At 73.6% G+C, this 20,412-nt stretch carries 17 protein-coding genes and 1 pseudogene; 13 read left to right on the plus strand and 5 right to left on the minus strand.

The window, feature by feature from the left end; translation table 11 throughout:
- Positions 1-364 precede the first annotated feature (364 nt).
- Both FH609_RS31720 and FH609_RS31725 read left to right on the plus strand, forming a co-directional pair.
- Positions 365-910: pseudogene (locus FH609_RS31720) on the plus strand (HD domain-containing protein); the annotation flags it as partial.
- Between the two features lie 114 nt (positions 911-1,024).
- Positions 1,025-1,228: a MazG-like family protein gene (locus FH609_RS31725; RefSeq protein ID WP_226961786.1), complete on the plus strand. Its 204-nt coding sequence runs from the start codon at positions 1,025-1,027 to the stop codon at positions 1,226-1,228.
- Positions 1,229-1,261: 33 nt separating this feature from the next.
- Here FH609_RS31725 and FH609_RS17390 read toward each other — a convergent pair whose 3' ends face one another.
- Together FH609_RS17390 and FH609_RS17395 are read right to left on the minus strand one after the other, a co-directional pair.
- Positions 1,262-2,563, minus strand: a complete 1,302-nt coding sequence (locus FH609_RS17390; RefSeq protein ID WP_139668597.1) for a lyase family protein — start codon at positions 2,561-2,563, stop codon at positions 1,262-1,264.
- A 968-nt stretch (positions 2,564-3,531) separates the two neighbouring features.
- On the minus strand, positions 3,532-4,533 hold the full coding sequence (locus FH609_RS17395) for an ester cyclase (protein WP_139668599.1): 1,002 nt from the start codon (positions 4,531-4,533) through the stop codon (positions 3,532-3,534).
- Between the two features lie 224 nt (positions 4,534-4,757).
- Here FH609_RS17395 and FH609_RS17400 point away from each other — a divergent pair, with 224 nt between their 5' ends.
- The 6 genes from FH609_RS17400 to FH609_RS17425 all read left to right on the plus strand — a co-directional run bounded on the left by FH609_RS17400 (position 4,758) and on the right by FH609_RS17425 (position 10,725).
- Complete coding sequence (locus tag FH609_RS17400; protein WP_193317925.1) at positions 4,758-6,113, plus strand: ABC transporter substrate-binding protein; 1,356 nt, start codon at positions 4,758-4,760, stop codon at positions 6,111-6,113.
- A gap of 71 nt (positions 6,114-6,184) precedes the next feature.
- Complete coding sequence (locus FH609_RS17405; protein ID WP_139668603.1) at positions 6,185-7,048, plus strand: carbohydrate ABC transporter permease; 864 nt, start codon at positions 6,185-6,187, stop codon at positions 7,046-7,048.
- Complete coding sequence (locus FH609_RS17410; protein ID WP_193317926.1) at positions 7,048-7,965, plus strand: carbohydrate ABC transporter permease; 918 nt, start codon at positions 7,048-7,050, stop codon at positions 7,963-7,965. Before FH609_RS17405 ends, FH609_RS17410 begins: the two co-directional genes overlap by 1 nt.
- A gap of 113 nt (positions 7,966-8,078) precedes the next feature.
- Positions 8,079-8,867 carry an HpcH/HpaI aldolase family protein gene (locus FH609_RS17415; RefSeq protein WP_139668607.1) on the plus strand — a complete coding sequence of 263 codons (789 nt, stop codon included), beginning with the start codon at positions 8,079-8,081 and terminating at the stop codon, positions 8,865-8,867.
- Positions 8,867-9,988 carry a LacI family DNA-binding transcriptional regulator gene (locus FH609_RS17420; RefSeq protein ID WP_139668609.1) on the plus strand — a complete coding sequence of 374 codons (1,122 nt, stop codon included), beginning with the start codon at positions 8,867-8,869 and terminating at the stop codon, positions 9,986-9,988. Before FH609_RS17415 ends, FH609_RS17420 begins: the two co-directional genes overlap by 1 nt.
- Positions 9,985-10,725 (plus strand): alpha/beta fold hydrolase, encoded by a 741-nt coding sequence (locus FH609_RS17425; protein ID WP_139668611.1) that lies wholly within the window; start codon positions 9,985-9,987, stop codon positions 10,723-10,725. The genes FH609_RS17420 and FH609_RS17425 overlap by 4 nt, the downstream gene beginning before the upstream one ends.
- 256 nt (positions 10,726-10,981) lie before the next feature.
- On the opposite strand, the gene FH609_RS17430 is transcribed toward FH609_RS17425, so the two are convergent.
- Positions 10,982-12,121: a cupin domain-containing protein gene (locus FH609_RS17430; RefSeq protein ID WP_226961762.1), complete on the minus strand. Its 1,140-nt coding sequence runs from the start codon at positions 12,119-12,121 to the stop codon at positions 10,982-10,984.
- Between the two features lie 347 nt (positions 12,122-12,468).
- Between FH609_RS17430 and otnK the strand changes: the two genes are divergently transcribed.
- From otnK to FH609_RS17445, 3 genes are read left to right on the plus strand one after another with little or no spacing between them, the layout of a single operon-like run.
- Positions 12,469-13,830 (plus strand): 3-oxo-tetronate kinase, encoded by a 1,362-nt coding sequence (gene otnK, locus FH609_RS17435; protein ID WP_139668616.1) that lies wholly within the window; start codon positions 12,469-12,471, stop codon positions 13,828-13,830.
- Positions 13,823-14,512 (plus strand): aldolase, encoded by a 690-nt coding sequence (locus tag FH609_RS17440; protein ID WP_139668618.1) that lies wholly within the window; start codon positions 13,823-13,825, stop codon positions 14,510-14,512. Before otnK ends, FH609_RS17440 begins: the two co-directional genes overlap by 8 nt.
- The gene (locus tag FH609_RS17445; protein WP_319789602.1) at positions 14,509-15,516 is read left to right on the plus strand and encodes an asparaginase; all 1,008 of its coding nucleotides are present in this window, start codon (positions 14,509-14,511) and stop codon (positions 15,514-15,516) included. The genes FH609_RS17440 and FH609_RS17445 overlap by 4 nt, the downstream gene beginning before the upstream one ends.
- A 142-nt stretch (positions 15,517-15,658) precedes the next feature.
- On the opposite strand, the gene FH609_RS17450 is transcribed toward FH609_RS17445, so the two are convergent.
- Complete coding sequence (locus FH609_RS17450; RefSeq protein ID WP_405379001.1) at positions 15,659-17,152, minus strand: FAD-dependent oxidoreductase; 1,494 nt, start codon at positions 17,150-17,152, stop codon at positions 15,659-15,661.
- A 97-nt stretch (positions 17,153-17,249) separates the two neighbouring features.
- On the opposite strand from FH609_RS17450, the gene FH609_RS17455 reads away from it, so the two are divergent.
- A complete protein-coding gene (locus tag FH609_RS17455) occupies positions 17,250-17,630 on the plus strand; it encodes an ArsR/SmtB family transcription factor (protein ID WP_139668622.1) in 381 nt (126 codons plus the stop codon).
- A 13-nt stretch (positions 17,631-17,643) separates the two neighbouring features.
- Positions 17,644-18,072 carry an arsenate reductase ArsC gene (locus tag FH609_RS17460; RefSeq protein WP_226961763.1) on the plus strand — a complete coding sequence of 143 codons (429 nt, stop codon included), beginning with the start codon at positions 17,644-17,646 and terminating at the stop codon, positions 18,070-18,072.
- 67 nt (positions 18,073-18,139) lie between these two features.
- Here FH609_RS17460 and gyrB read toward each other — a convergent pair whose 3' ends face one another.
- Entirely contained in the window at positions 18,140-20,161 is a 2,022-nt protein-coding gene (gyrB, locus tag FH609_RS17465; protein WP_139668624.1) for a DNA topoisomerase (ATP-hydrolyzing) subunit B, read from the minus strand.
- Positions 20,162-20,412 lie beyond the last annotated feature (251 nt).

Consider the following 20,412-nt stretch of genomic DNA (forward strand, 5'->3'; position numbering starts at 1 on the left):
GGCTCCGGGCTCCGGGCTCCGGGCTCCGGGCTCCGGGCTCCGGGCTCCGGGCTCCGGGCTCCGGGCTCCGGGCTCCGGGCTCCGGGCTCCGGGCTCCGGGCTCCGGGCTCCGGGCTCCGGGCTCCGGCAGCGTCGCTAGCACATATCAAACCCGGCTACAACCCTTCGGAATATGCAACTTGTGGCCACTGGGCGGACCTTCGCGACCGACCGACGCGGCGGCCCACCGACCGCAGGGTACCGGTCACCGGGAAGCCGCCCGCCCCCCGAACCGTCCCCGAAGGCGCCGGAGTGCCGCGCCCCCTCCCGGGGAAGCCACGCGGGGTGGGGGGAACGGCCCGACGAACGACGGAGGTTCCAGCCGATGAACAACCCCGGCCTGGTCGCGTGGGCCCACGCGCTCGCCGAGTCCCTGCTGGCCGGGCCGCTGCCGCGCCGCTGGGCCCACAGCCTGGGCGCGGCCGAGCGGGCCAGGGCCCTGGCGCCCGCCCTGGGCGATGACGCCGAACTGTTGGCGGCGGCGGCCGTGTTGCACGACATCGGCTACGCGCCCGCACTGGTCGACACCGGCCTCCACTCCCTGGACGGCGCCCGGCACCTGCGCGCGATCGGGGCCGACGAACGGGTCGTCCGGCTCGTCGCGCACCACTCCTGCGCCTCGCTTGAGGCGGAGGCGCGCGGCCTGTCGGCCGAGTTGGAGGCCGAATTCCCCCACGAGTCAGCCGCGTTGGACGACGCGCTCTGCTACTGCGACATGAGCACGACCCCGGACGGAACGCCCACCAACCCGGTGGACCGCATCCAGGAGATCGGCGAACGGTACGGCGAGGACAGCGTGGTCGGCCGGTTCATCCGCCGGGCCAGGCCCGAGATCCTGGGCGCGACCGCCCGGGTGCTCAACCGCCTCGCCGGCGGAGAGGCCGTGGACATCGCCACCGCCCAGCGGCTCGCCTGGGAGAACAAGCAGGCCAAGAACTTCAACACCACCGATGTGGCCCTGGAGTTCGGCCTCCTCACCGCCGAGGTGGGCGAGGCCTTCACCGCCTGGATCAGGGGTCGGAACGATCTCGGCGAGGAACTGGCGGACGTCTTCCTCTACCTCACGGCGCTCGCCGAGATGAACGGCATCGACCTCGCCTCCGAGGTCACCCGCAAGATCGAGAAGAACCGCCGACGCACCTACGCACGCGACGAGAACGGCGTCCTCACCAGGACCAGCGACGGCTGAGCCCCCGGGCCCCAGGCTCCCGGACCCCGCCCGTCACCGCGCGGCGCGCGCCGCCCGGGTCGCCTGCTCGTAGCCCTCGCTGCCCGCCGTCTCCACCAGCCCCTGGAGCGAGCCGCGCAGATTGCGGGCCAGGGCCTCCTCGTTCCACCGCAGGCCGTCCACGCAGCCGACCGCGAAGGTGTCCGCCGCGTCCGCGACGTCGCCCAGCGCCGTGACCAGGGCGTCGAGGATCACCGGCTCCATGATGTTCAGCTCCAACTCGCCGGCCGCGACCGCCAGATGCACGGTGCTCGCCGCGCCCCGGACGCGGTAGCCGAGCTGCATCACCAGCTCGGGGATCACCGGGTTGACCTTGCCCGGCATGATCGAGGAACCCGCCTGGCGCGCGGGCAGGGTGACCTCGCCCAGCCCGCCGACCGGCCCCGACGACAGCAGCCGCAGGTCGCCCGCGATCTTCGCCATGACCTCACCGGTCCGGGCGCAGGCGTCCGCGATCGCCGCATACGGGTCGAGGTGCGCGAGCGCGTCGAAGAAGTCGTCCGCCGGGATCACGTCCCGGCCGGTCAGCGCCGCCAGCCGGGCCAGCGCGGCGGCGGTGAACCCCGCCGGCGCCCCGACCCCCGACCCGACCGCCGTCCCACCCAACGGCACGGCCCGCAACGCCTCGACGGACTCCCGCAGCGCCTCCCGGTTGCGGCGCACCGCCGCCGCCTGGGCTCGGTGCGTCTGGCCGACGGTCAACGGCACCGCGTCCTGGAGACAGGTCCGCCCCAGCCGCCGCACCGCGTCGAACTCCGCTGCCTTCGCCGCCAGGCTCACCTCCAGCCGCTCCAACGCGGCCAGCGCCGGCCCCGCCAACTCCCGCAGCGCCAGCGCCATCGCCGTCGGATAGGTGTCGTTGGTGGACTGCGAACGGTTGACGTGGTCGTTGGGGTGCACCACGGTCGCGCTGCCGCGTGCGGCCAGGAGCTGGCCGGCTCGGGCGGCGAGCACCTCGTTGACGTTCATGTTGGTGGACGTCCCGCCGCCGCCCTGCACCAGCGCGGTGGGGAACTGCGCCGCGTGCCGCCCCTCGGCGGCCTCCCGCGCCGCCCGCACGATCGCGTCGCCGCGCTCCTCGTCCAGCACGCCGAGCCGCACGTTGGCCAGCGCGGCGGCCGCCTTGGTCAGGGCGTAGGCGCGGACGAACTCGGGAACGTCGCCGAACCGGCGCCCCCGGCCGGGGAAGTTGGCCAGCGCCAGGCGGGTCTGCTCCCCGTAGAGCGGGACGGGCACGGGCGCCTGCGGCGCGGACGACCGCCGTTCGGGCGGCTGCGATGCGGAAGGGACGGTCACGTTCTTCCTCCGAACTCCCCGCCGTCGCGGGGGCGTTCAACGGTGTGGATGTGCAACGGGGCCGGCGGGCCCGGTGGCGTTCAACGGTGTGGACGGGCGCGGGCGTTCGACGAAGCGGGCGGGCGCACAACCGGCGTGCGGGCGGGGGGTCCGCGCGCCCCGCGCCGTCCTAGCGGGCGGGTCGGCCCAGCCGACGCCCGCCAACCTCCGAACGCCGGCCCCGCCGGGGAAGCACCGGACCCGCCGCCGAGGCCAACCGCCAACCGGGGCCGGGGCCCGCAACAGGGGCCCCGCCAGCGGCCGAGGCCAGTTGGGGAGGCACCGGTCTGGCGTTCGCGAGCCGGCCTCCGCCAGCCCCCGAGTCCGGCCGCCGCGCGGCCACGCTCCGACACCGACTGCCGCCCGCCAACCGACGTTCGCCGCCCGCCGAGTCCGGCCGCCGCGCGGCCACCCACCGGCCCTGGCCGCCGAGGCCAGTTGGGGAGGCACCGGTCTGGCGTTCGCCAACTGGTGTTCGCGAGCCGCCGAGTTCGGCCGCCGCGCGGCCACACTCCGGCCTGGCCGCCGAGGCCAGTTGGGGAGGCACCGGGCCAGGCGCCCGCCAACCGGCCGAGGCCAACCGCCGAACGCCCGCCAACCGCCGTGCGGCCACGCTCCTGCCCCGCCGCCGAGGCCAGCCGCCAACTGCCGGCCGTCGAGGCTCCGGGCCAGGCGCCCGCCAACCGGACCCGCCAACTGGCGTTCGCCAACCGCCGGGCCAACCGGCGCCCGCCGTTCGCCGAACGCCCGCCACCCGCCGGCCGCGGCGCGGCCACCCACCGGCCCTGGCCGCCGAGGCCAACCGGCGCCCGCCGGCCGCCGAGGCCACCCCGCGCCCCGCGCCCCGCGCCGCCGGCCCGCGCCGCCGGCCGCCGCCGGCCCTCACCTCCCGGCGGCGCGCCCCGCGCGCCGCCGGCCCGCGCAGGCGGTCAGCCGAGCCGAGGCTCGTCGCCCCGCGCCTTCGCGACCTGCGCCATCACGGCGATCTCGTCGAACACCCGCCACTCGCGGATGATCCTCCCGTTCCGCAGCAGGAACTGGGACGCCCCCAGGATCTCGATCGGGGAGTGGGTGACCGGGCCGTAGACGGGCGCGCCGTCGTAGGTGCCGGTCAGCCGCCACAGCACGCCGATCCGGGTGCCCTGCTCCGGCGCGGTGTTGACCGCGATGTCGCGCACCTCGACCGTGGCGTCGGGGAACGGGGCCAACATCTGGCTGAGTTCGATCTGGTAGTTCTTCGGCCGGGTCCTGATCCGCGAGCGGGTGGTCTCCAGGAACAGGTCGCGCTGGGTGAACTCGGGGACCCGCTCCAGGTGGCGCCGGCCCCACACGTCGTCGATGAACTCCCGGATGAACGCGGCCTCCTTCGCGTGCGTCTCGGGCCGGGGCCCGGACTCGCCGCGCACCAGCACGTCCTCGGGGGCCGGCGTGCCGAACAGCCCCTCCTCCTCGTCCGTGAACGCGACGGTGCGCGCGATCTCCTCGGGGTCGAGGCCGAGCGTGGTCACCACCCGGTACTCGTCACGCACCACCCACTCCTCGACGACCAGACCGTCGCGGACCAGGCAGATGGCGATGTTGCGGGACTCGGAGTTCCGGCCCGAGGGTGCGCCGTAGACCCACTGCCCCTCCTGCGGGCCCGAGTGGAAGACGCGGTGGTGGCTGATGAAGGCGTCGTCGCCGCGCCACTCGCAGATGACGTCCTCGGCGGTGCCGATGCGGTTCGGGAAGGCGCTCTTCTTCACCAACGAGCCCCGCAGCACGGTCTCCATGCCGCGTATCGGGCCATAGGCGCCGTGCACGACCATGTCGTCCGCGTAGTGCTCGTGAAGGCGACCCAGCCCGTACTCCTCCCAGATCTGGTCGGTCCAGCCGAGGATGTACTCCTCGGCGGACTCGAAGGGTGCATAGGTCTTGGGGTTGATCACCATGACGCGCTCACGCCTCTCAGCTGTGCGGTGACTGTTGTGCGGTGACTGTTGTGCCGTGACTGCCGTGACTGTTCGTGACTGTCTGTCGTGACGGTCAAGCTCTTGACTTGCTGGTGCTCGACCATTTGTATACGTATACATGACTGGTTGGAACCCCGCCAGTCCCTCCAGGCCGAGCCTCAGGGCCAGGTAGCCGCTCATCCCCCGGTATACAGGAGCTTGTTGTGACTGACCTTTCCCGTATCCGCTTGCGCTCGGCCACGAGACGACGGTGGGTCGCCACCGCCGCCGTGTCCACGGTCCTCGTCCTGCCGGCGACGGGCTGCGGGGCCGGCTCCGAGGTCGGGGAGTCGAGCGCCGACGTCACCTGCGACATCGATGTGCCGACCGAGCCGGTGACGGTCAACATCCTGGCCTACAACAGCACCGCCACCGACCCGTTCACCAACGCGCTCACCGCGAACTGCGGGTCCGACACCCTCGAACTCAAGCACCCGGCCACCGACCTCGCCGGGCAGAAGCAGCGCGCCGTGCAGTCCCTCTCCGGGAACACCGCGAGCTACGACCTGATAGAGCAGTTCGGCACCGTCTACCCGCTCTACGCGGCCCGGGGCTGGACGGCCCCGCTGGACGACTACATCGACACCTACGCCGACCGCTACCACCTCGACGACATCGACCCCAAACTCATGGCGACCCATGCGTACGAGGGCCACCAGTACGGACTGCCGACCTACTGGAGCGTCAACCACCTGGTCTACCGCGAGGACATCTTCGACTCGCTGGGCCTCGACGCCCCGACCACCTTCGAGGAGCTGCGGCAGGCGGCCGAGACGATCCAGGAGGCGGGCGTCGTCGAGCACCCGCTGGCCGTCCCGATGTCGCCGAGCAACGACATCCAGGGCCTCTTCGGCCAGGCCCTCCGCTCGCTGGGCGGCGACTACTTCGAGGAGGGCGAGCCCGTTCCCACCCTCGACACCCCCGAGGCCGTCGAGGCGGTGAACGAGGTGCGCTCGCTGATGCCCTACATGTCCCCGCAGGTCATGAGCTTCTCCTCACCCGAGGTCACCACCCAGCTCCAGACCGGCCAGGCCGCCATGGGCTTCCTGGTGTCCGGCCGGCTCGGCCCGCTGGTCGACGAGACCAAGTCGCCGCACGCGAACGACTTCGCCTTCGCCACCCCGCCGTCGGTCAGGGAGGGCGGCACGCCGCTGTCGTTCCTCTCGACGGACGGATTCGCCGTCGCCACCAACTCCCAGGCCGACCCCGAACTCCTCTTCCAGCTCGCCGCCGTGGCCACCGGCGAGGAGGCCGCCGCCTCCGTCATCCCCGAGGCGCTGCCGGCCCGGCTCGACCTGCTGGAGGACGCCGACATCCCGTTCGCGGCCAACGCCGTCGAGACCCTGGAGGAGGTCGATCCCCAACCGCTGACCCCCGTCCCCTACATGGCCGACGTCTACAGCGTGATCGGCGCCCCGCTCGGCGACGCCTTCGCGGGCGACCGGCCGGTCCAGGCCGCGCTGGACGAGGCGCAGGCCGCCGCCGTCCAGGCCATCGAAGACGGCGGATACGCCGACTAGTCCAGCCGCCGCCCCGGCCGCGACGGACCACCGGGCCCGTCGCGGCCGCGACCGAGAGAGGACCGCACCAGATGCGTCCCCGCACGTTCTTCGCCCTGTCGGGGCCGGCCATCGCGCTCATGGCGGCGCTGCTGATCGCCCCGCTGATCGCGACGCTGACCTGGAGCTTCCAGAACGTCCCCGTCGGCCAGTCGGGCACGTTCGTCGGGCTGGACAACTACCGGCAGCTCCTGACCAGTCCGCGCTTCGGCCGCGCCGCCGCGTTCACCGTCGCCTTCGCCCTCGTGATCACCTTCCTCAAGCTGGTGTTCGGCTATCTGCTGGCCGTCCTGCTCACCAAGGTGCGGCGTGGGCGCGCCATCTTCCTCGGGCTGCTGCTCTCCACCTATGTGGTGCCCACCGTCGTCGGCGCGCTGGACTTCTCCTGGCTCTTCAACGACGTCTTCGGCGGCCCCTTCAACCGGCTGCTGGAGGTCTTCGGCATCCACATCGACTGGCTCGTCAGCGAATGGCCGGCCCGGACCCTCGTCGCGATGCACATGCTCTGGCACGAGATCCCGTTCGCCGTCCTCATTCTCTTCGCCGGACTCCAGGCCCTCTCCAAGGAACCGCTGGAGGCCGCCGAACTCGACGGCGCCAACTGGTGGCAGAGACAGCGTTATGTCGTCATACCGAGCCTCGGACGACTCATCTCGTTCGTCTGCGTCATCGGCATCATGGACGCGCTGAAGATATTCGACTCCATTCGCATCATCACCCCGGCCGCCTCCCAACTCGGCACCGAGTCGCTGATGACCTACGTCTACCAGATCGCGCTGAACGACAGTTACCGACTCGGAATCGGCAGCGCTGTCAACGTTCTGACGATCATCCTCACCCTCGTCCTACTCGCTCCGTTCCTGCGCTCCACCTGGCGCGACGCAAGGGGGAAATGATGACGCTCACCGAAATCCGCCGCACGGGGACCGGGGAACGGGAACGCGGTCGGCTCGTTCCGACCACCAAACGGCCCCGCCGCCGCCGCAGCACCGACAACCCGCCCGGGTCCGGCGTCAGCTTCGTGGTCATGTGCCTGATCACCCTGCTGATGATGACCCCGTTCCTGTGGGCCGGACTCACGGCCGTCAAGCCGTTCGTGGACGCCTTCCGCAGCCCGCCGGTGTGGACGTTCACCCCGCAGTTCGACGCCTTCGAGCAGCTGTGGAAGGGCTCCACCTTCGCCGAGACGCTGCTCAACACCGCCTGGGTGGCGGCCCTTTCGGTCGTGGTGAGCCTGATCGTCGGCGCGCCCGCCGCCTACGCCTTCGCGCGCTACCGGGGACGGATCGGTCCCGCGCTGCTCGTGCTGGCGCTGATCTTCCGCGCGCTGCCCCGATTCGCTGTCGTCCTGCCCTTCTACCAGGTGTCCAGGTCAACCGGCCTCTATGACACCGATATCGCGCTGGTCATCGCCTTTGTCGCGGTCAACATGCCGTTTACCCTCCTCCTGCTCACCGGATTCTTCCGGGACCTGCCCGAGGAGTTGGACGAGGCCGCGATGGTCGACGGCTGCACCAGACTCCAGACGTTCCGCCGGGTCATTCTCCCGGTCGCCGGACCCGGACTTGTCACCGCCGGGCTCTTCGCCTTTCTGCTGGCCTTTCAGGAATACCTGATCGCCCTCACGTTGACCCAGAACGACGCCGTGACCATCCCCGTGTTCGTCGCCGCGCAGTCCGGCGCCGACGACACCTCGATGTACCAGGTGCTGGCCGCCTGTAGCCTCGCGCTGGCGCTGCCGATCATCTTGATCACCATCTTCGCGCGACGCTATTTTGTTGCTGGTCTCACCGGCGGGGCCGTCAAGGGATGAGCCCCGCACACCACCGCCCCCTCCGGCGCCACGCCGCGCGGCAGACCATCGCGGGGACCACCCCGCCCACCGCCCCGCAGGACCCGCCCACCGCCCCACAGGAGAAGCAGCAGATGAGAGAGAACCAGGTTCGACGCCTGGTACGGGCGGGGGAGCCGGCCCTCAACGCCTGGGTTTCCAGCGGGAGCCCGTACGCCGCCGAGGTGCTGTCACACGCCGGGTACGACGCCGTCACCATCGACCTGCAACACGGCATGTTCGGCGTCGACGGCGCCATCGCCCTCCTGACGGCGGTCAGCGCGGGCCCCGCCGTGCCCATGGTCCGCTGCACCCGGCTGGACCCGGCAGAGATCGGCAAGCTCCTGGACGCCGGCGCCTACGGGCTGATCTGCCCCAGCATCGACACCGCCGAACAGTGCGCCGCCCTCGTCGCCGCCTGCCGCTATCCGCCGCAGGGGCAACGGAGTTACGGCCCGGCGCGTGGCCTGCTCTACGGCGGGCCCGACTATGTGGCGGCGGCCGACGACACCGTCCAGGTCTGGGCGATGGTGGAGTCGAGGACCGCGCTGGAGAACCTGGAGTCCATCCTCGCGGTCCCCGGCCTCGACGGCGTCTATGTCGGCCCCAACGACCTCGCGCTGTCCCTCGGCGTCGAGCCCGGCACGGTGCCGGTCGCGCCCGAGGTCGAGGACGCCCTCGCGCGGGTCCTGCGCCGCGCACGCGCCGCCGGGGTCGCGGCCGGCGCCTACTGCGCGGACGCCGCGATGGCCCGCCGGCTCGCGGACGACGGCTTCCACCTCGTCACCCCGGGCAACGACATGGTGCTGTTGCGCGAGGGGGCCGCCCGGCGGCTCGCGGAGATCCGGGGCCGCCAGGCGTCCGGCGTGGGCGGAGGATACTGATGCGCGAACCGTCCCAGCGGCGCGGCAGCGGCGGCCCCTCGGCCGGCCGCGCGGAACGAACGGGCCGCCGGGGCACCGCCTCCGTCACCAGCCACGACGTGGCGCGCAGCGCCGGCGTCTCGCAGGCCACGGTCTCCCGCGCGCTGCGCTCCGACCCGAGCATCTCGGCCAAGACCCGGGAGAAGGTCCTGGAGGCGGCCCGCGTGCTGGGCTATGTGCCCAACGAACTCGGCCGCAGCCTCTCCACCCGCGCGACCCGCAGGATCGCCCTGGTCGCCGACCTGGACAACCCGCTGTGGCCGATGCTCGTCGGCCAGATACACGACGAACTCGCCGAGCGAGGCTACTCGTTGACGCTGCTCGCCGAGCGCGGCGACCCGGTGGGCATGGAGACCCAGCTGCTCAGCGGCTGGGCCGACGGCGTCATCATCACCTCGGCCAACCTGCACGCCAGGCTGCCGAAGGAACTGGCGCAGCGGCGCGTTCCGTTCGTCCTGGTCAACCGCACGATCGACGACCCGTCGGCGGACGCCGCCGTCGCGGACAACGCGGCGGGCGGGCGCGCCGCCGCGCAGCTGCTCCTGGAGGCCGGGCACACCCGGCTCGGCGCGCTGTTCGGCCCGACCGACACCAGCACCGGCCAGGACCGGGAGCGCGGCTTCCGCGAGGCGCTGGCCGAGGCCGGCGTGAGCCTGCCCAAGTCCCGCGTCGTGTACGGGCCGTTCGACTTCACCCACGGGCGGGAGTCGCTGCCCGCGCTGCTGCGCGGCCGCTACCGGCCGACGGCGGTGTTCTGCGCCAACGACATCATCGCCATCGGCGCCATCAACACGGCCCACGAGCTGGGCCTGCGGGTGCCGGAGGACATCGCCCTGGTCGGCTTCGACGACCTGGACCAGGCGTCCTGGCCGGTGTTCAACCTGACCACCATCAAGGCGCCGTTCGACGCGATGCTGGGCAGCGCGGTGTCGATGCTGGTCGAGCGGCTGTCCGGCTACCGGGGCAAGGGCCGGCTCCAGGTGCACCCGATCATGCCGGTGCTGCGCGGCACCCACGGCCCGGACGACGCGGCGCACGAGGACGCGGCACGCGGGGACTCCGGGCACGGGGCGCGGCCATGACCCGGCACGATCCCGCGCCGGGCGGCGTCTGCCTGCTGCTGCCCGGCATGTTGTGCTCGGCGCGCCTCTGGCAAGCCCAGCAGGAGGCGCTGAGCCGGCACGCCGAGACCCGGGTCGTCGAACTGACCGCCGACAGCGTCGCGTCGATGGCCGACCAGGTGCTGGACCTGCCGTACGAGCGCTTCGCGCTGGGCGGCCTGTCGCTGGGCGGCATCGTCGCCATGACGGTCGCGCACCGTGCGCCGGAGCGCGTGAGCCGGCTCGCCCTGCTGTCCACCAGCGCCCGCCCGCCGCGCGCCGAACAGCGCGCGGGCTGGGACGTGTTGACGGAACGCACCGTGTCCGGCGGCTTCGCCGACATCACGCCGAAGACGCTGCTGCCCCAACTCGTCCACCCCGCGCGGGTGCGCGAGCCGGCCCTGGCCGGGACCGTGGTGCGGATGGCCGACGAGGTCGGGCCCGAGGTCTTCCTGCGGCAGCTGTCCGCGCAGCGCTCGCGGACCGATCTCCGGGGCGCTGTGCGGGAGTTGCGCTGCCCGACGCTCGTCGTGGCCGGCGCCGACGACGCGCTCGCTCCGGTCGCGGCGCACGAGGAGATCGCGGCGCTGGTGCCGGGCGCCCGGCTGGCGGTCGTGCCCGACAGCGGCCATCTGACGCCGCTGGAACGGCCGGCCGAGGTGACGGAACTCCTCACCGGCTGGCTGCTCGCCGACGCTCACCCCGCCCACGCGGCCTGACCCTGCGGCGCCCGACCCGCACCGGCAGTTCGTTCGTTACCCGGTCGCCTGAGCCGCGCCGGGCCGGTTCGGCGACCGCCGGGCCGGCCCGTTCGTTGACCGTCGGTGACCGGCACCGGCCGCGCCCGCGCGGGCCCGTTCCCCGACCGCCGGCCCTTTCCGTTCCGCTGCCCGCCGGGCCGTTCGGGGCGGCCCCCAACGGGGCACACCCCGAACGGCCCGCGCGCCGCCGGCGGTTACTGGATAACGCCGGCGGTCACCGGTGGGCGTCGCCGACCAGCGAGGCCGGCGCCAGATAGCCGTTGGCGTCGAGCGCCACGCCCCCGGCCAGCGCCGCCTCGCGGACCGACTCGTCCCACTCCAGGCGCACCCGCCCGTCCCCGCCGGTCATGACGACCAGCTGGCCGGTCTCCTCGCCGACGCTCTCGATCGTCCGCCACGCGCCGGCCGGCACGGAGAGCGTGTCGAAGGGGCCGATCTCGGTGGAGACCGGGTTCTCCCGGTTGAGGGTCACCCGCCAGCGGCCGTCCTTGACCATGAGCACCTGCGAGGCGTCGTGGCGGTGCGCGTTGACCCCCTTGCCGGGCTCGGCGCGCAGCCACGCCAGGCTGAAGCCGTGCGGGTTGTGCACCCGGGGCGCGGCGTTCCGGTCCTCGGTGACGCCGTACCCGATGACCAGCGCGAGTTCCGCGCCGCCGCCGGGCAACTCCGAGTCCAGGAACGGCGTTGTCGACCAGACCAGGTCCTCCGGGGTGGCCAGCCGCTGCCGCATCTCCTCCGGGGTGACGGGGCGCAGCCGGCGCACCTCCGCCTCCGGCATCGGCTCGGTCAGCTCGACGCCCTCGGGCCGCTGGCCCGGCACGCCCCGGACGAGGCGGTTGTCCGCCGAGAGGTAGTTGCCGTGCTCCGCCGCCGCCTTCAGCACGGACGGCGCCCAGATGATGCCGCCGGTCTCGTCCATGCCGAGCGAGGAGAACATCCACCCGTCGTCGGCGCCGATGTTGGTGAACCCACGGAACATCCAGGTGGGCATGGAGACGACGTCCCCCGGGCGGATCACGCACTCGCCCTCGGAGCCGTCGACCCCCCAACGGAACAGCCACTCGCCGCTGAAGCAGCTGAACACCTCGGCGGTGAAGTGCAGATGCAGCGAGTTGGTGATGCCGTGTGGCATGGCCGCGACGCCCAGGTTGAAGCCGTGGGGGTCGCTGACGGGCACCACCTGCTCGGTGTTCTCCGCGACGCCGGGGCCGATGAGCGCGTAGTTCTCCTTCCCGGCGCACTCGGGCAGACAGGTGTCGATGAAGGCCGACCGGTCGGGAACCAGCTCGGCCCGTCGGATCGTGCGGCGTTCGATCTCCTCCGCGGTGACTGTGAGGCCCTGGGACTGGGACACAGACGTCTCCTCGCTCGGTGATGTATACGTATGCGTCATCTTAGGCTCGCCTGACTCGGACGGGCAAGCTCCCTGGTGGGGACGCATGGTGGGTTGACATCACGGAGTGCGCCAACCTCTAATGACATGCGTATGCGGGGGCCGATCGTCCCCACCGCGCTCCCCAACGGCCGGCCGGCCCCCGGCTCACCCGGTGTGGAGCGGCAACGGCGGCCGCCCGCCTTCACCCGCAAAAGCCCTGCCAGACAAGCGTTCAGCCGGTGCGGGACGCGGTCGGTCCCGTCCGGCGCGCACCGCGCCACCAGTCCGAAACCGTATGCATTACTCGTCCTTGAAAGAGGTGCGCGTTGCCGCTCCTGGGATGCATCGCCGACGACATCACCGGCGCCACGGACCTCGCCGGCGCCCTCGTGCGCCGGGGCGTCGCCACCACCCAGGTCTTCGGGGTGCCCGAGGGGCCGCTCGACCCCGACCCGGACGCCGTCGTGGTCGCCCTGAAGACCAGGACCGCCCCGCCCGCCGAGGCGCGGGAGTTGGCGCTGCGGGCCTGCCGCTGGCTGCGCTCGCAGGGCGTCCAGCACGTGTACCTCAAATATTGCAGCACCTTCGACTCGGTCCCGGAGGGCAACATCGGCCCGGTGACCGACGCCCTGAGCGAGGAGCTGGGGGCCGCCGGCGCGGTGCACTGCCCCGCGTACCCGGCCAACGGCCGGACCCTCTACCTGGGCCACCTCTTCGTCGAAGGGGCGCTCCTCTCCGAGTCCGGGATGGCGGACCACCCACTGACGCCCATGCGGGACCCCAACCTGCTCCGGGTGCTGGGCGAACAGACCGCCGCCGCCGTCGGCCTGTTGCCGTTCGACGTGGTGGACCGGGGCCCCGACGCCAGCGCCGAGCGGCTGCGCGGCCTGGCCGCTGACGGCGTGCGCCATGTCATCGCCGACGCGGTCAGGGACGCGGACCTGGACACCCTCGCGGCGGCGGCCGGCGACCGGCCGTTGAACGCCGGGGGCGCGCCGTTCGGCGCCGCCTGGGGTGCGGCGCTGGCCCGGGCGGCCGGCGTTGCCGGCGGGGCGGCGCCCGTGCCGCCGGCCGGGGGATCGGCGGTGCTGGCGGGCAGCGCCTCGCGGGCCACCGCCCGGCAGGTGGCGGCCTTCGCCCGGCGCCATCCCGTACTGCGCCTGGACGCCCGGGAGTTGGCGGCCGACGGCGGCACGGTCGGCGAGGCGCTGGCCTGGGCCGGCCGCCGCCTCGGGCGCGGCCCGGTCCTGATCGCGGCCGACACCGCGCCGGAGGCCGTCGCCCGCGCCCAGCGCGCGCTGGGCCGCGCCCGCGCGGCGGCGGTCGTGGAGGAGGCGATGGGCCGGCTGGCCGTCGGCCTGACCGCGCTGGGCGTGCGCCGCCTGGTGGTCGCCGGCGGGGAGACCAGCGGCGCGGTGGCCGAGGCCCTCGGGGTCGACCGGGTCCGCATCGGTCCCGAGATCTGCACCGGGGTGCCCTGGACGTTCTCCGCCGAGCCGCACGTCGCGCTCGCCTTCAAGTCGGGGAACTTCGGCGGCGACGACTTCTTCCTCGACGCCTTCGCGCGCCTGGCGGAACCGGGGGAGCCGGGGGAACGGGAGCCGGGGGAACGGGGGGAGCCGGCGGCCGGCGAGGCCGGTCGGGCGGAACGGGCCGGCGACGGCACCGTGGAGGGCGACCGTGACTGAGCCGGCGAACCGCACGGAAGCGGCTGAGCCGTCGAACGACGCCGAGGCGCGGGCCCGTTCCGCGATCGTCGAACTGGGCCGGGCGCTCTACGACCGGGGGATCACCCCGGGCCGGACCGGGAACCTCAGCGTCAGGATCGGCGACCGGCTGCTGATGACCCCCACCAACGCCTGCCTCGGGCGGCTTGACCCCGACCGGCTGTCGCTGGTCGGCCCGGCGGGCGAACTGCTCGCCGGCGACCGGCCGTCCAAGGAACTGGCGCTGCACCAGGTCTCCTACCGGCGCCACCCGGACGTCGCGGCCGTCGCGCATGTGCACTCCACCCACGCGGTCGCGGTCTCCTGCCTCAACGGGCTCGACCCGGCCCGGCCGTTGCCCGTGCTCACCGCGTACTTCGCGATGCGCGTCGGCCCGTTGCCGCTGGTCGGCTACTTCCCGCCGGGCGACCCCGGCCTGGCCCGCGCGCTCGCCGAGACCCCGCCCGAAGCGCGGTGCGCGCTGCTCGCCCACCACGGCTCCCTCGCCGCCGCGCCGACGCTGGAGGCGGCCGTGGACGCGGTCGAGGAGATCGAGGAGACCGCCAGACTGGCCCTGCTGCTCCACGGCCGCGACGCCCGCACCCTGACCGCCCGACAGGCCGCCGCGCTGTACCCCCGACGGAGAACGGAGAACGGACGGTGAAGACCGTGAACGTCGTCTGGTTCACCCTCGGCGGCACCATCGCGATGGCCGCGCCGGCCACGGACGACCCGGAAGGCGGGGTCGTCGCCGGGCTGCGCGGCGCCGACCTCGCGGCGGCCGTGCCCGGGCTGCGCGACCTCGGGGTGACCCTGGACGTGCGCGACGCGCTGGCCGTCGGGAGCGCGAACCTGACGTTCGCCGACTTCCTCGACGTGCTGGACGCCGCGTCCCGGGCGGTGACCGCCGGCGCCGCCGGGGTCGTCGTCACCCAGGGCACGGACACCCTGGAGGAGACCGCCTACCTGGCCGACCTGCTCTGGCCGCACCCGGAGCCGTTCGTGCTGACCGGGGCGATGCGCAACCCGACGCTGGCGGGGGCCGACGGCCCGGCCAACCTGCTGGCCGCCGTCCGCGTCGCCGCCGCCCCCGAGGCGCGCGGGCTCGGGGCGGTGGTCGTCTTCAACGACGCGGTCCACGCGGCGCGTTGGGTGCGGAAGACGCACAGCTCGCACCCCGGCGCCTTCGCGTCCCCGGACCTCGGCCCGATCGGGCAACTCGCCGAGGACCGCGTCCACATCCTGGCCCGACCGCCGCGCCCCGAGCCCCTCCCGACCCCGCCGGACCCGGCGCGGCTCGCCGCGACCAAGGTGGCGCTCCACACGGCGACGCTGGACGACGACGGCGCGCTCCTCGACGGGCTCGCCGCCACCCACCAGGGGCTGGTCGTCGCGGCCTTCGGCGTCGGGCATGTCGCGGCGCCGCTGGCGCCCGTGCTGGGCGCGCTGGCCGAACGGCTGCCGGTCGTGCTCACCTCCCGCACCGGGGCCGGCACGGTCCTGCGGCACACCTACGGTGGCGCCGGCTCCGAGGCCGACCTCCAGCAACGCGGCCTGATCAACGGCGGGTTCCTGCACCCCTACAAGGCCCGGGTCCTGCTCCGCCTCCTCCTCGCCGCCGGCACCCCACCCGCCGACCTCCCCGCCGCCTTCGCCCGCCACGGGTGAGTCCGCCACGGGTGAGTCCGCCACGGGTGAGTCCGCCACGGGTGAGTCCGCCACGGCTGAGCCCGCCACGGCTGAGCCCGCCACGGCTGAGCCCGCCACGGCTGAGCCCGCCACGGGCGGGGGCGCGGCGCGGCGTTCCCGCTCAGGCGCAGCCGTCGCCGGCCCCGTCATCGGTCCGGTCGCCGGCCCCGCCCGTGCCGCAGCAGCCGCCGCCCGCCGCGCGCCGTTCCCCGCCGGCCGCCGGTCGGGCGGGCGCGCCGATCGGCGGGAGCGGGCGCGGCCCGGCACAGCAACCGGCGTCCCGCCCCCGGACGTCGGGGCCTGGCGCGGCTCCGGCCGGGTCCGGCAGCCCGACGCCCGCCGGCAGCCCGCCGCCGCCGCAGACCCCCGTCGCCGGCAGGGTCAACGCGACGCTCCGGGCCGCCGCCAGGTCCCCGGCCAGCGCGGCGGCGAGGGAACGGACCTGCTCGTAGCCGGTCATCGCCAGGAACGTGGGCGCGCGGCCGTAGGACTTCGCCCCGGCCAGGAACAGGCCGGGCTCCGGCTGGGCCAACTCGGCCACGCCATGCGGGCGGACCGTGCCGCAGGAGTGGACGTCGGGGTCGATCAGCGGGGCCAGCGCGACGGGGGCGGAGAGCCGTTCGTCCAGGCCGAGTTGGACCTCCGTCAGGAAGGAGAGGTCGGGGCGCAGGCCGGTGAGCACGACGATCCGGTCCACGGGCGCGGTGCGGCGGCCGTCCTCGGCGACCAGCACCAGCCGGTTGTCGGCGTCCCGTTCGACGGCGACGGTGCGGAAGCCGTCGACCGCCCGCGCGTGGCCGGCGGCGACGGCCGCCCTGGCGGCCAGGCCCAGGGCGCCGCGCGCCGGGAGTTGGTCGGCGGCGCCGCCGCCGAAGGTGGTCGCCGAGATCGCGCGCCGCGTCACCCACAGCGCCTCGGTGCCCGCGCCCTCCTCGGTCCCGGCCAGCTCGGCCAGCGCGGCGAGCGTGGTGAACGCCGAGGCGCCGGCGCCGACCACGGCGGTCCGCCGCCCGGCGAACGTCGCGCGCACGGCGGGGTCGTGGAGGTCGGGAATGCGGTAGCCGAGGCGCCCGCGCGCGGCCAGTTCGCGTTCGCCGACGGCGGGGAGGCCGTCGGCGCCGAGAGGGCCGGGGGTGGACCAGGTGCCGGAGGCGTCGATGACCGCGCGGACCGGGACGCGTTCCTCGCCGCCGTCGGCGGTGGTCAGGTGAACGGTGAACGGCCGCCGGTCCCGGCCGGCGTCCGCCACCCGGTCGCGGCCGGCGCGGGCCAGGCCGGTGACGACGGTGCCGTAGCGGACCCGGTCGCCCAGGGCGTCGGCCAGCGGCTGGAGGTAGTCGGCGACCCAGTCGGCGCCCGTCGGGTACCGGTCGCTCGGGGGCGGGGTCCAGCCGGTCGGGGCGAGCAGCTTCTCGGCGGCGCGGTCGACGAGTTCGGCCCAGGTGGAGAAGAGGCGCACATGGCCCCAGGCGCGGACGGCGGTCGCGGCCGTCGGGCCGGCCTCCAGGACCAGCGGCGTCAGGCCGCGCCCGACGAGTTGGGCGGCGGCCGCCAGCCCCACGGGCCCGGCGCCGATGACCGCGATCGGCAGGGCGTTGCGCTCCGGCATAGCCACCATTCCTTTGCCACCTTCCCGCCATCCTTGATTCGACGGTTGTCGATATCCACTCCGGAGCCTGGCACTTGATATCGATGTCTGTCAACATAGAGGCATGTCGAATTCGGGATCGCAGCGGCCCCAACTCCCGGTGCTGCCCGGCGAGAACGCGGCCGCGCCCTGCTGCCCGCCGCTGACGGCGGGGGAGCTGTCCGTGCCGGACGCCGAACGGATGGCCGCGATGTTCAAGGCCCTGGCCGACCCGGTGCGGCTGCGGCTCTTCTCCAAGGTCGCCGCCCACCCCGGACGCGAGGCGTGCGTCTGCGACATCGCCGACGTCGGCGTCTCCCAACCCACCGTCAGCCACCACCTGAAGAAGCTCCGCGAGGCCGGACTCCTGACCTCCGAACGCCGGGGCACCTGGGTCTACTACGCCGTCGCCCCCTCCGTCGTCGCGGCGATGTCGGCGATGCTCGACCTGCCCGCCGACCGCTGAAGGACGTCCCGCCGTGCTCCCCGAGCCCACCGCCCCCCGCGCCTCCGTGCTGTTCGTCTGCGTCCACAACGCCGGCCGCTCCCAGATGGCCGCCGGCTTCCTCGCCCATCTCGCCGGCGACCGGATCGAGGTCCGCTCGGCCGGCTCCCTGCCCGCCGACCGCATCAACCCGGCCGCCGTCGCGGCCATGCGGGAGGCGGGCATCGACATCACCGCCGAGCGGCCGAAGGCGTTGACCACCGGCGCCGTCGAGGCGTCCGACTACGTCATCACCATGGGCTGCGGCGACGCCTGCCCCGTCCTCCCCGGAAAGCACTACCGCGACTGGCCGTTCGACGACCCCGCCGGCCGGGGCCCCGACGCCGTCCGCCCCATCCGCGACGCGATCCGCACCCGCGTCGAGCAGCTGATCCACGAGATCGACACCCAACCAAGGCCGTGACGGGCGGCCTTCGCCTCCCCGCCCGCCGGGGAACCCCCCGACCGACGCGGACAGCGGGGGACTCGGGTCAGATGTCGAGGAAGCGGACGTCCCTGGCGTTGCGTTGGATGAAGTGGCGTCGGGCCGCCACGTCCTCGCCCATCAGGATGGCGAACAGCTCGTCGGCGGCGGCCGCGTCATCGAGGGTGACCTGACCCAGGACCCGGTGGTCGGGGTCCATGGTGGTGACGCGCAACTCCTCGGCGTTCATCTCGCCCAGGCCCTTGAACCGCTGGATGGAGTCGTCCCGCAGCCGCCTGCCGGCCCGCCGGCCCCGCTCCACGAGCGCGTCGCGCTCGCGGTCGGAGTGGGCGTACTCGACGTGGTCCCGGCTCCACTTGATCTTGTACAGCGGCGGCCGGGAGAGGTAGACGTGTCCCTCCTCGACCAGGGGCCGCATGAAGCGGAACAGGAACGTCAGCAGCAGCGTGCTGATGTGCTGCCCGTCGACGTCCGCGTCCGCCATCAGGATGATCCGGTGGTAGCGGAGCCTGGCGATGTCGAAGTCCTCGTGCACGCCCGTGCCGAACGCGGAGATGATCGCCTGGATCTCCTGGTTGTGCAGGATTCTGTCGATCCTGGCCTTCTCCACGTTGAGGATCTTGCCCCGGATCGGGAGGATCGCCTGGTACTGCGGGTTACGGCCGGACTTGGCGCTGCCGCCGGCCGAGTCGCCCTCCACGATGAAGATCTCCGACATCGCCGGGTCGTTCGACTGGCAGTCGGACAGCTTGCCCGGCAGCGCCGCCGTCTCCAACAGGCCCTTGCGGCGGGTGAGTTCGCGCGCCCTGCGAGCCGCGACCCGGGCCGTGGCCGCCCGCATGGCCTTGCGCACGACGTCGACGGCCTCGTGCGGGTTGCGGTCGAACCAGTCGGTCAACCGCTCGTGGACGACCTTCTGCACGAACGTGCGCGCCTCGGTGTTGCCGAGCTTGGTCTTGGTCTGGCCCTCGAACTGCGGCTCGCCCAGCTTCACCGAGACGATCGCGGTCAGGCCCTCGCGGACGTCCTCGCCCGAGAGGTTGGCCTCCTGCTCCCGCAGCAACCTCTTCTCCCGCGCGTAGCGGTTGACCACGGTGGTCAGGGCCGTGCGGAACCCCTCCTCGTGGGTGCCGCCCTCGTGCGTGTGGATGGCGTTGGCGTAGGAGTACACGCTCTCGCTGTACTGGCTGTTCCACTGGAGGGCGACCTCGGCCGACAGCAGCCGTTCCGTGTCCCGGGCGGCGATGGTGATGACCGAGGGGTGAACCGGCTCGCCCTTGCGGGCGTTGAGGTGGGCGACGAAGTCGGCGATGCCGCCGTCGTAGCGGTGGGAGACCGTCCTCGCGACGGCGTCGGCGTCGGCGTCGGAGGCGGTGGCCGTGGGGCGTTCATCGGCGAGGGTCAGGGTGAGCCCACGGTTGAGGAAGGCCATCTCCTGGAAACGCCTGGCCAGCGTGTCGAAGGAGTAGTCGGTGGTCTCGAAGATGTCGCCGTCCGCCCAGAACGTCAACGAGGTGCCCGTGCGCTGGCTCGCCTCGTGGCGGGCCAACGGCGCGGTGGGTTCGCCGTGCCGGTACTCCTGCGTCCACCGGTGGCCGTCGGTCCAGATCTCCACCGACAGCCGGGTCGACAGCGCGTTCACCACCGACAGGCCCACGCCGTGCAGGCCGCCGGAGACCACATACCCGCCGCCCCCGAACTTCCCGCCCGCGTGCAGCACGGTCAACACCACCTCGACGGCCGGCCGTTGCTCCACCGGATGCGTCCCCACCGGGATGCCCCGGCCGTTGTCGACCACCCGCACGCCGCCGTCGGGCAGCAGCGTCACGTCGATCCGGTCGGCCACCCCGGCGAGCGCCTCGTCCACGGCGTTGTCGACGAGTTCCCGCACCAGGTGGTGTAGCCCCCGCGCGCCCGTGGAACCGACATACATCCCGGGCCGCTTGCGCACCGCGTCCAGCCCGTCGAGCACGGTGATCGCGTTGGCGTCATACGACGCCGGGCCTGCGGGGCCGAACTGCTCGGGGCCGGAACTACCGGGCGCGGTGCGGGTGTCATACGTGGTCACAGACGCTCTCTTTTCGGGCATGGCGGACCGCGCTCACGCATCGTCGTGCGGGAGCGGCCGGACAGTTGACGGAAACGGGGCAGGGCGGCCCAAACAGGGCCCCGGAGGCACGCGGACCCTGGTCCATCGACCACCGGAACCCTCCCGACCCTACCGGAGCGCCCCCTCGTCGACAGCTCCAGAACCTCTCTGTGCCCCGCTGTGCCGCCCCAACGCGCTTACGTCCGATCCCCCCTGCCTCGAATCCCCGA

The sequence above is a fragment of the Streptomyces sp. 3MP-14 genome (genome assembly GCF_006334905.2).
Taxonomy (GTDB): Bacteria; Actinomycetota; Actinomycetes; order Streptomycetales; family Streptomycetaceae; genus Streptomyces; species Streptomyces triticirhizae.

Excerpts from the sequence above, each read along its gene's own strand:
- FH609_RS17395 (WP_139668599.1), bottom strand. The coding sequence starts at position 4,533 with ATGGTGATCAACCCCAAGACCTATGCACCCTTCGAGTCCGCCGAGGAG.
- FH609_RS17405 (WP_139668603.1), top strand. The coding sequence starts at position 6,185 with ATGCGTCCCCGCACGTTCTTCGCCCTGTCGGGGCCGGCCATCGCGCTC.
- FH609_RS17410 (WP_193317926.1), top strand. The coding sequence starts at position 7,048 with ATGACGCTCACCGAAATCCGCCGCACGGGGACCGGGGAACGGGAACGC.
- FH609_RS17415 (WP_139668607.1), top strand. The coding sequence starts at position 8,079 with ATGAGAGAGAACCAGGTTCGACGCCTGGTACGGGCGGGGGAGCCGGCC.
- FH609_RS17420 (WP_139668609.1), top strand. The coding sequence starts at position 8,867 with ATGCGCGAACCGTCCCAGCGGCGCGGCAGCGGCGGCCCCTCGGCCGGC.
- FH609_RS17425 (WP_139668611.1), top strand. The coding sequence starts at position 9,985 with ATGACCCGGCACGATCCCGCGCCGGGCGGCGTCTGCCTGCTGCTGCCC.
- FH609_RS17455 (WP_139668622.1), top strand. The coding sequence starts at position 17,250 with ATGTCGAATTCGGGATCGCAGCGGCCCCAACTCCCGGTGCTGCCCGGC.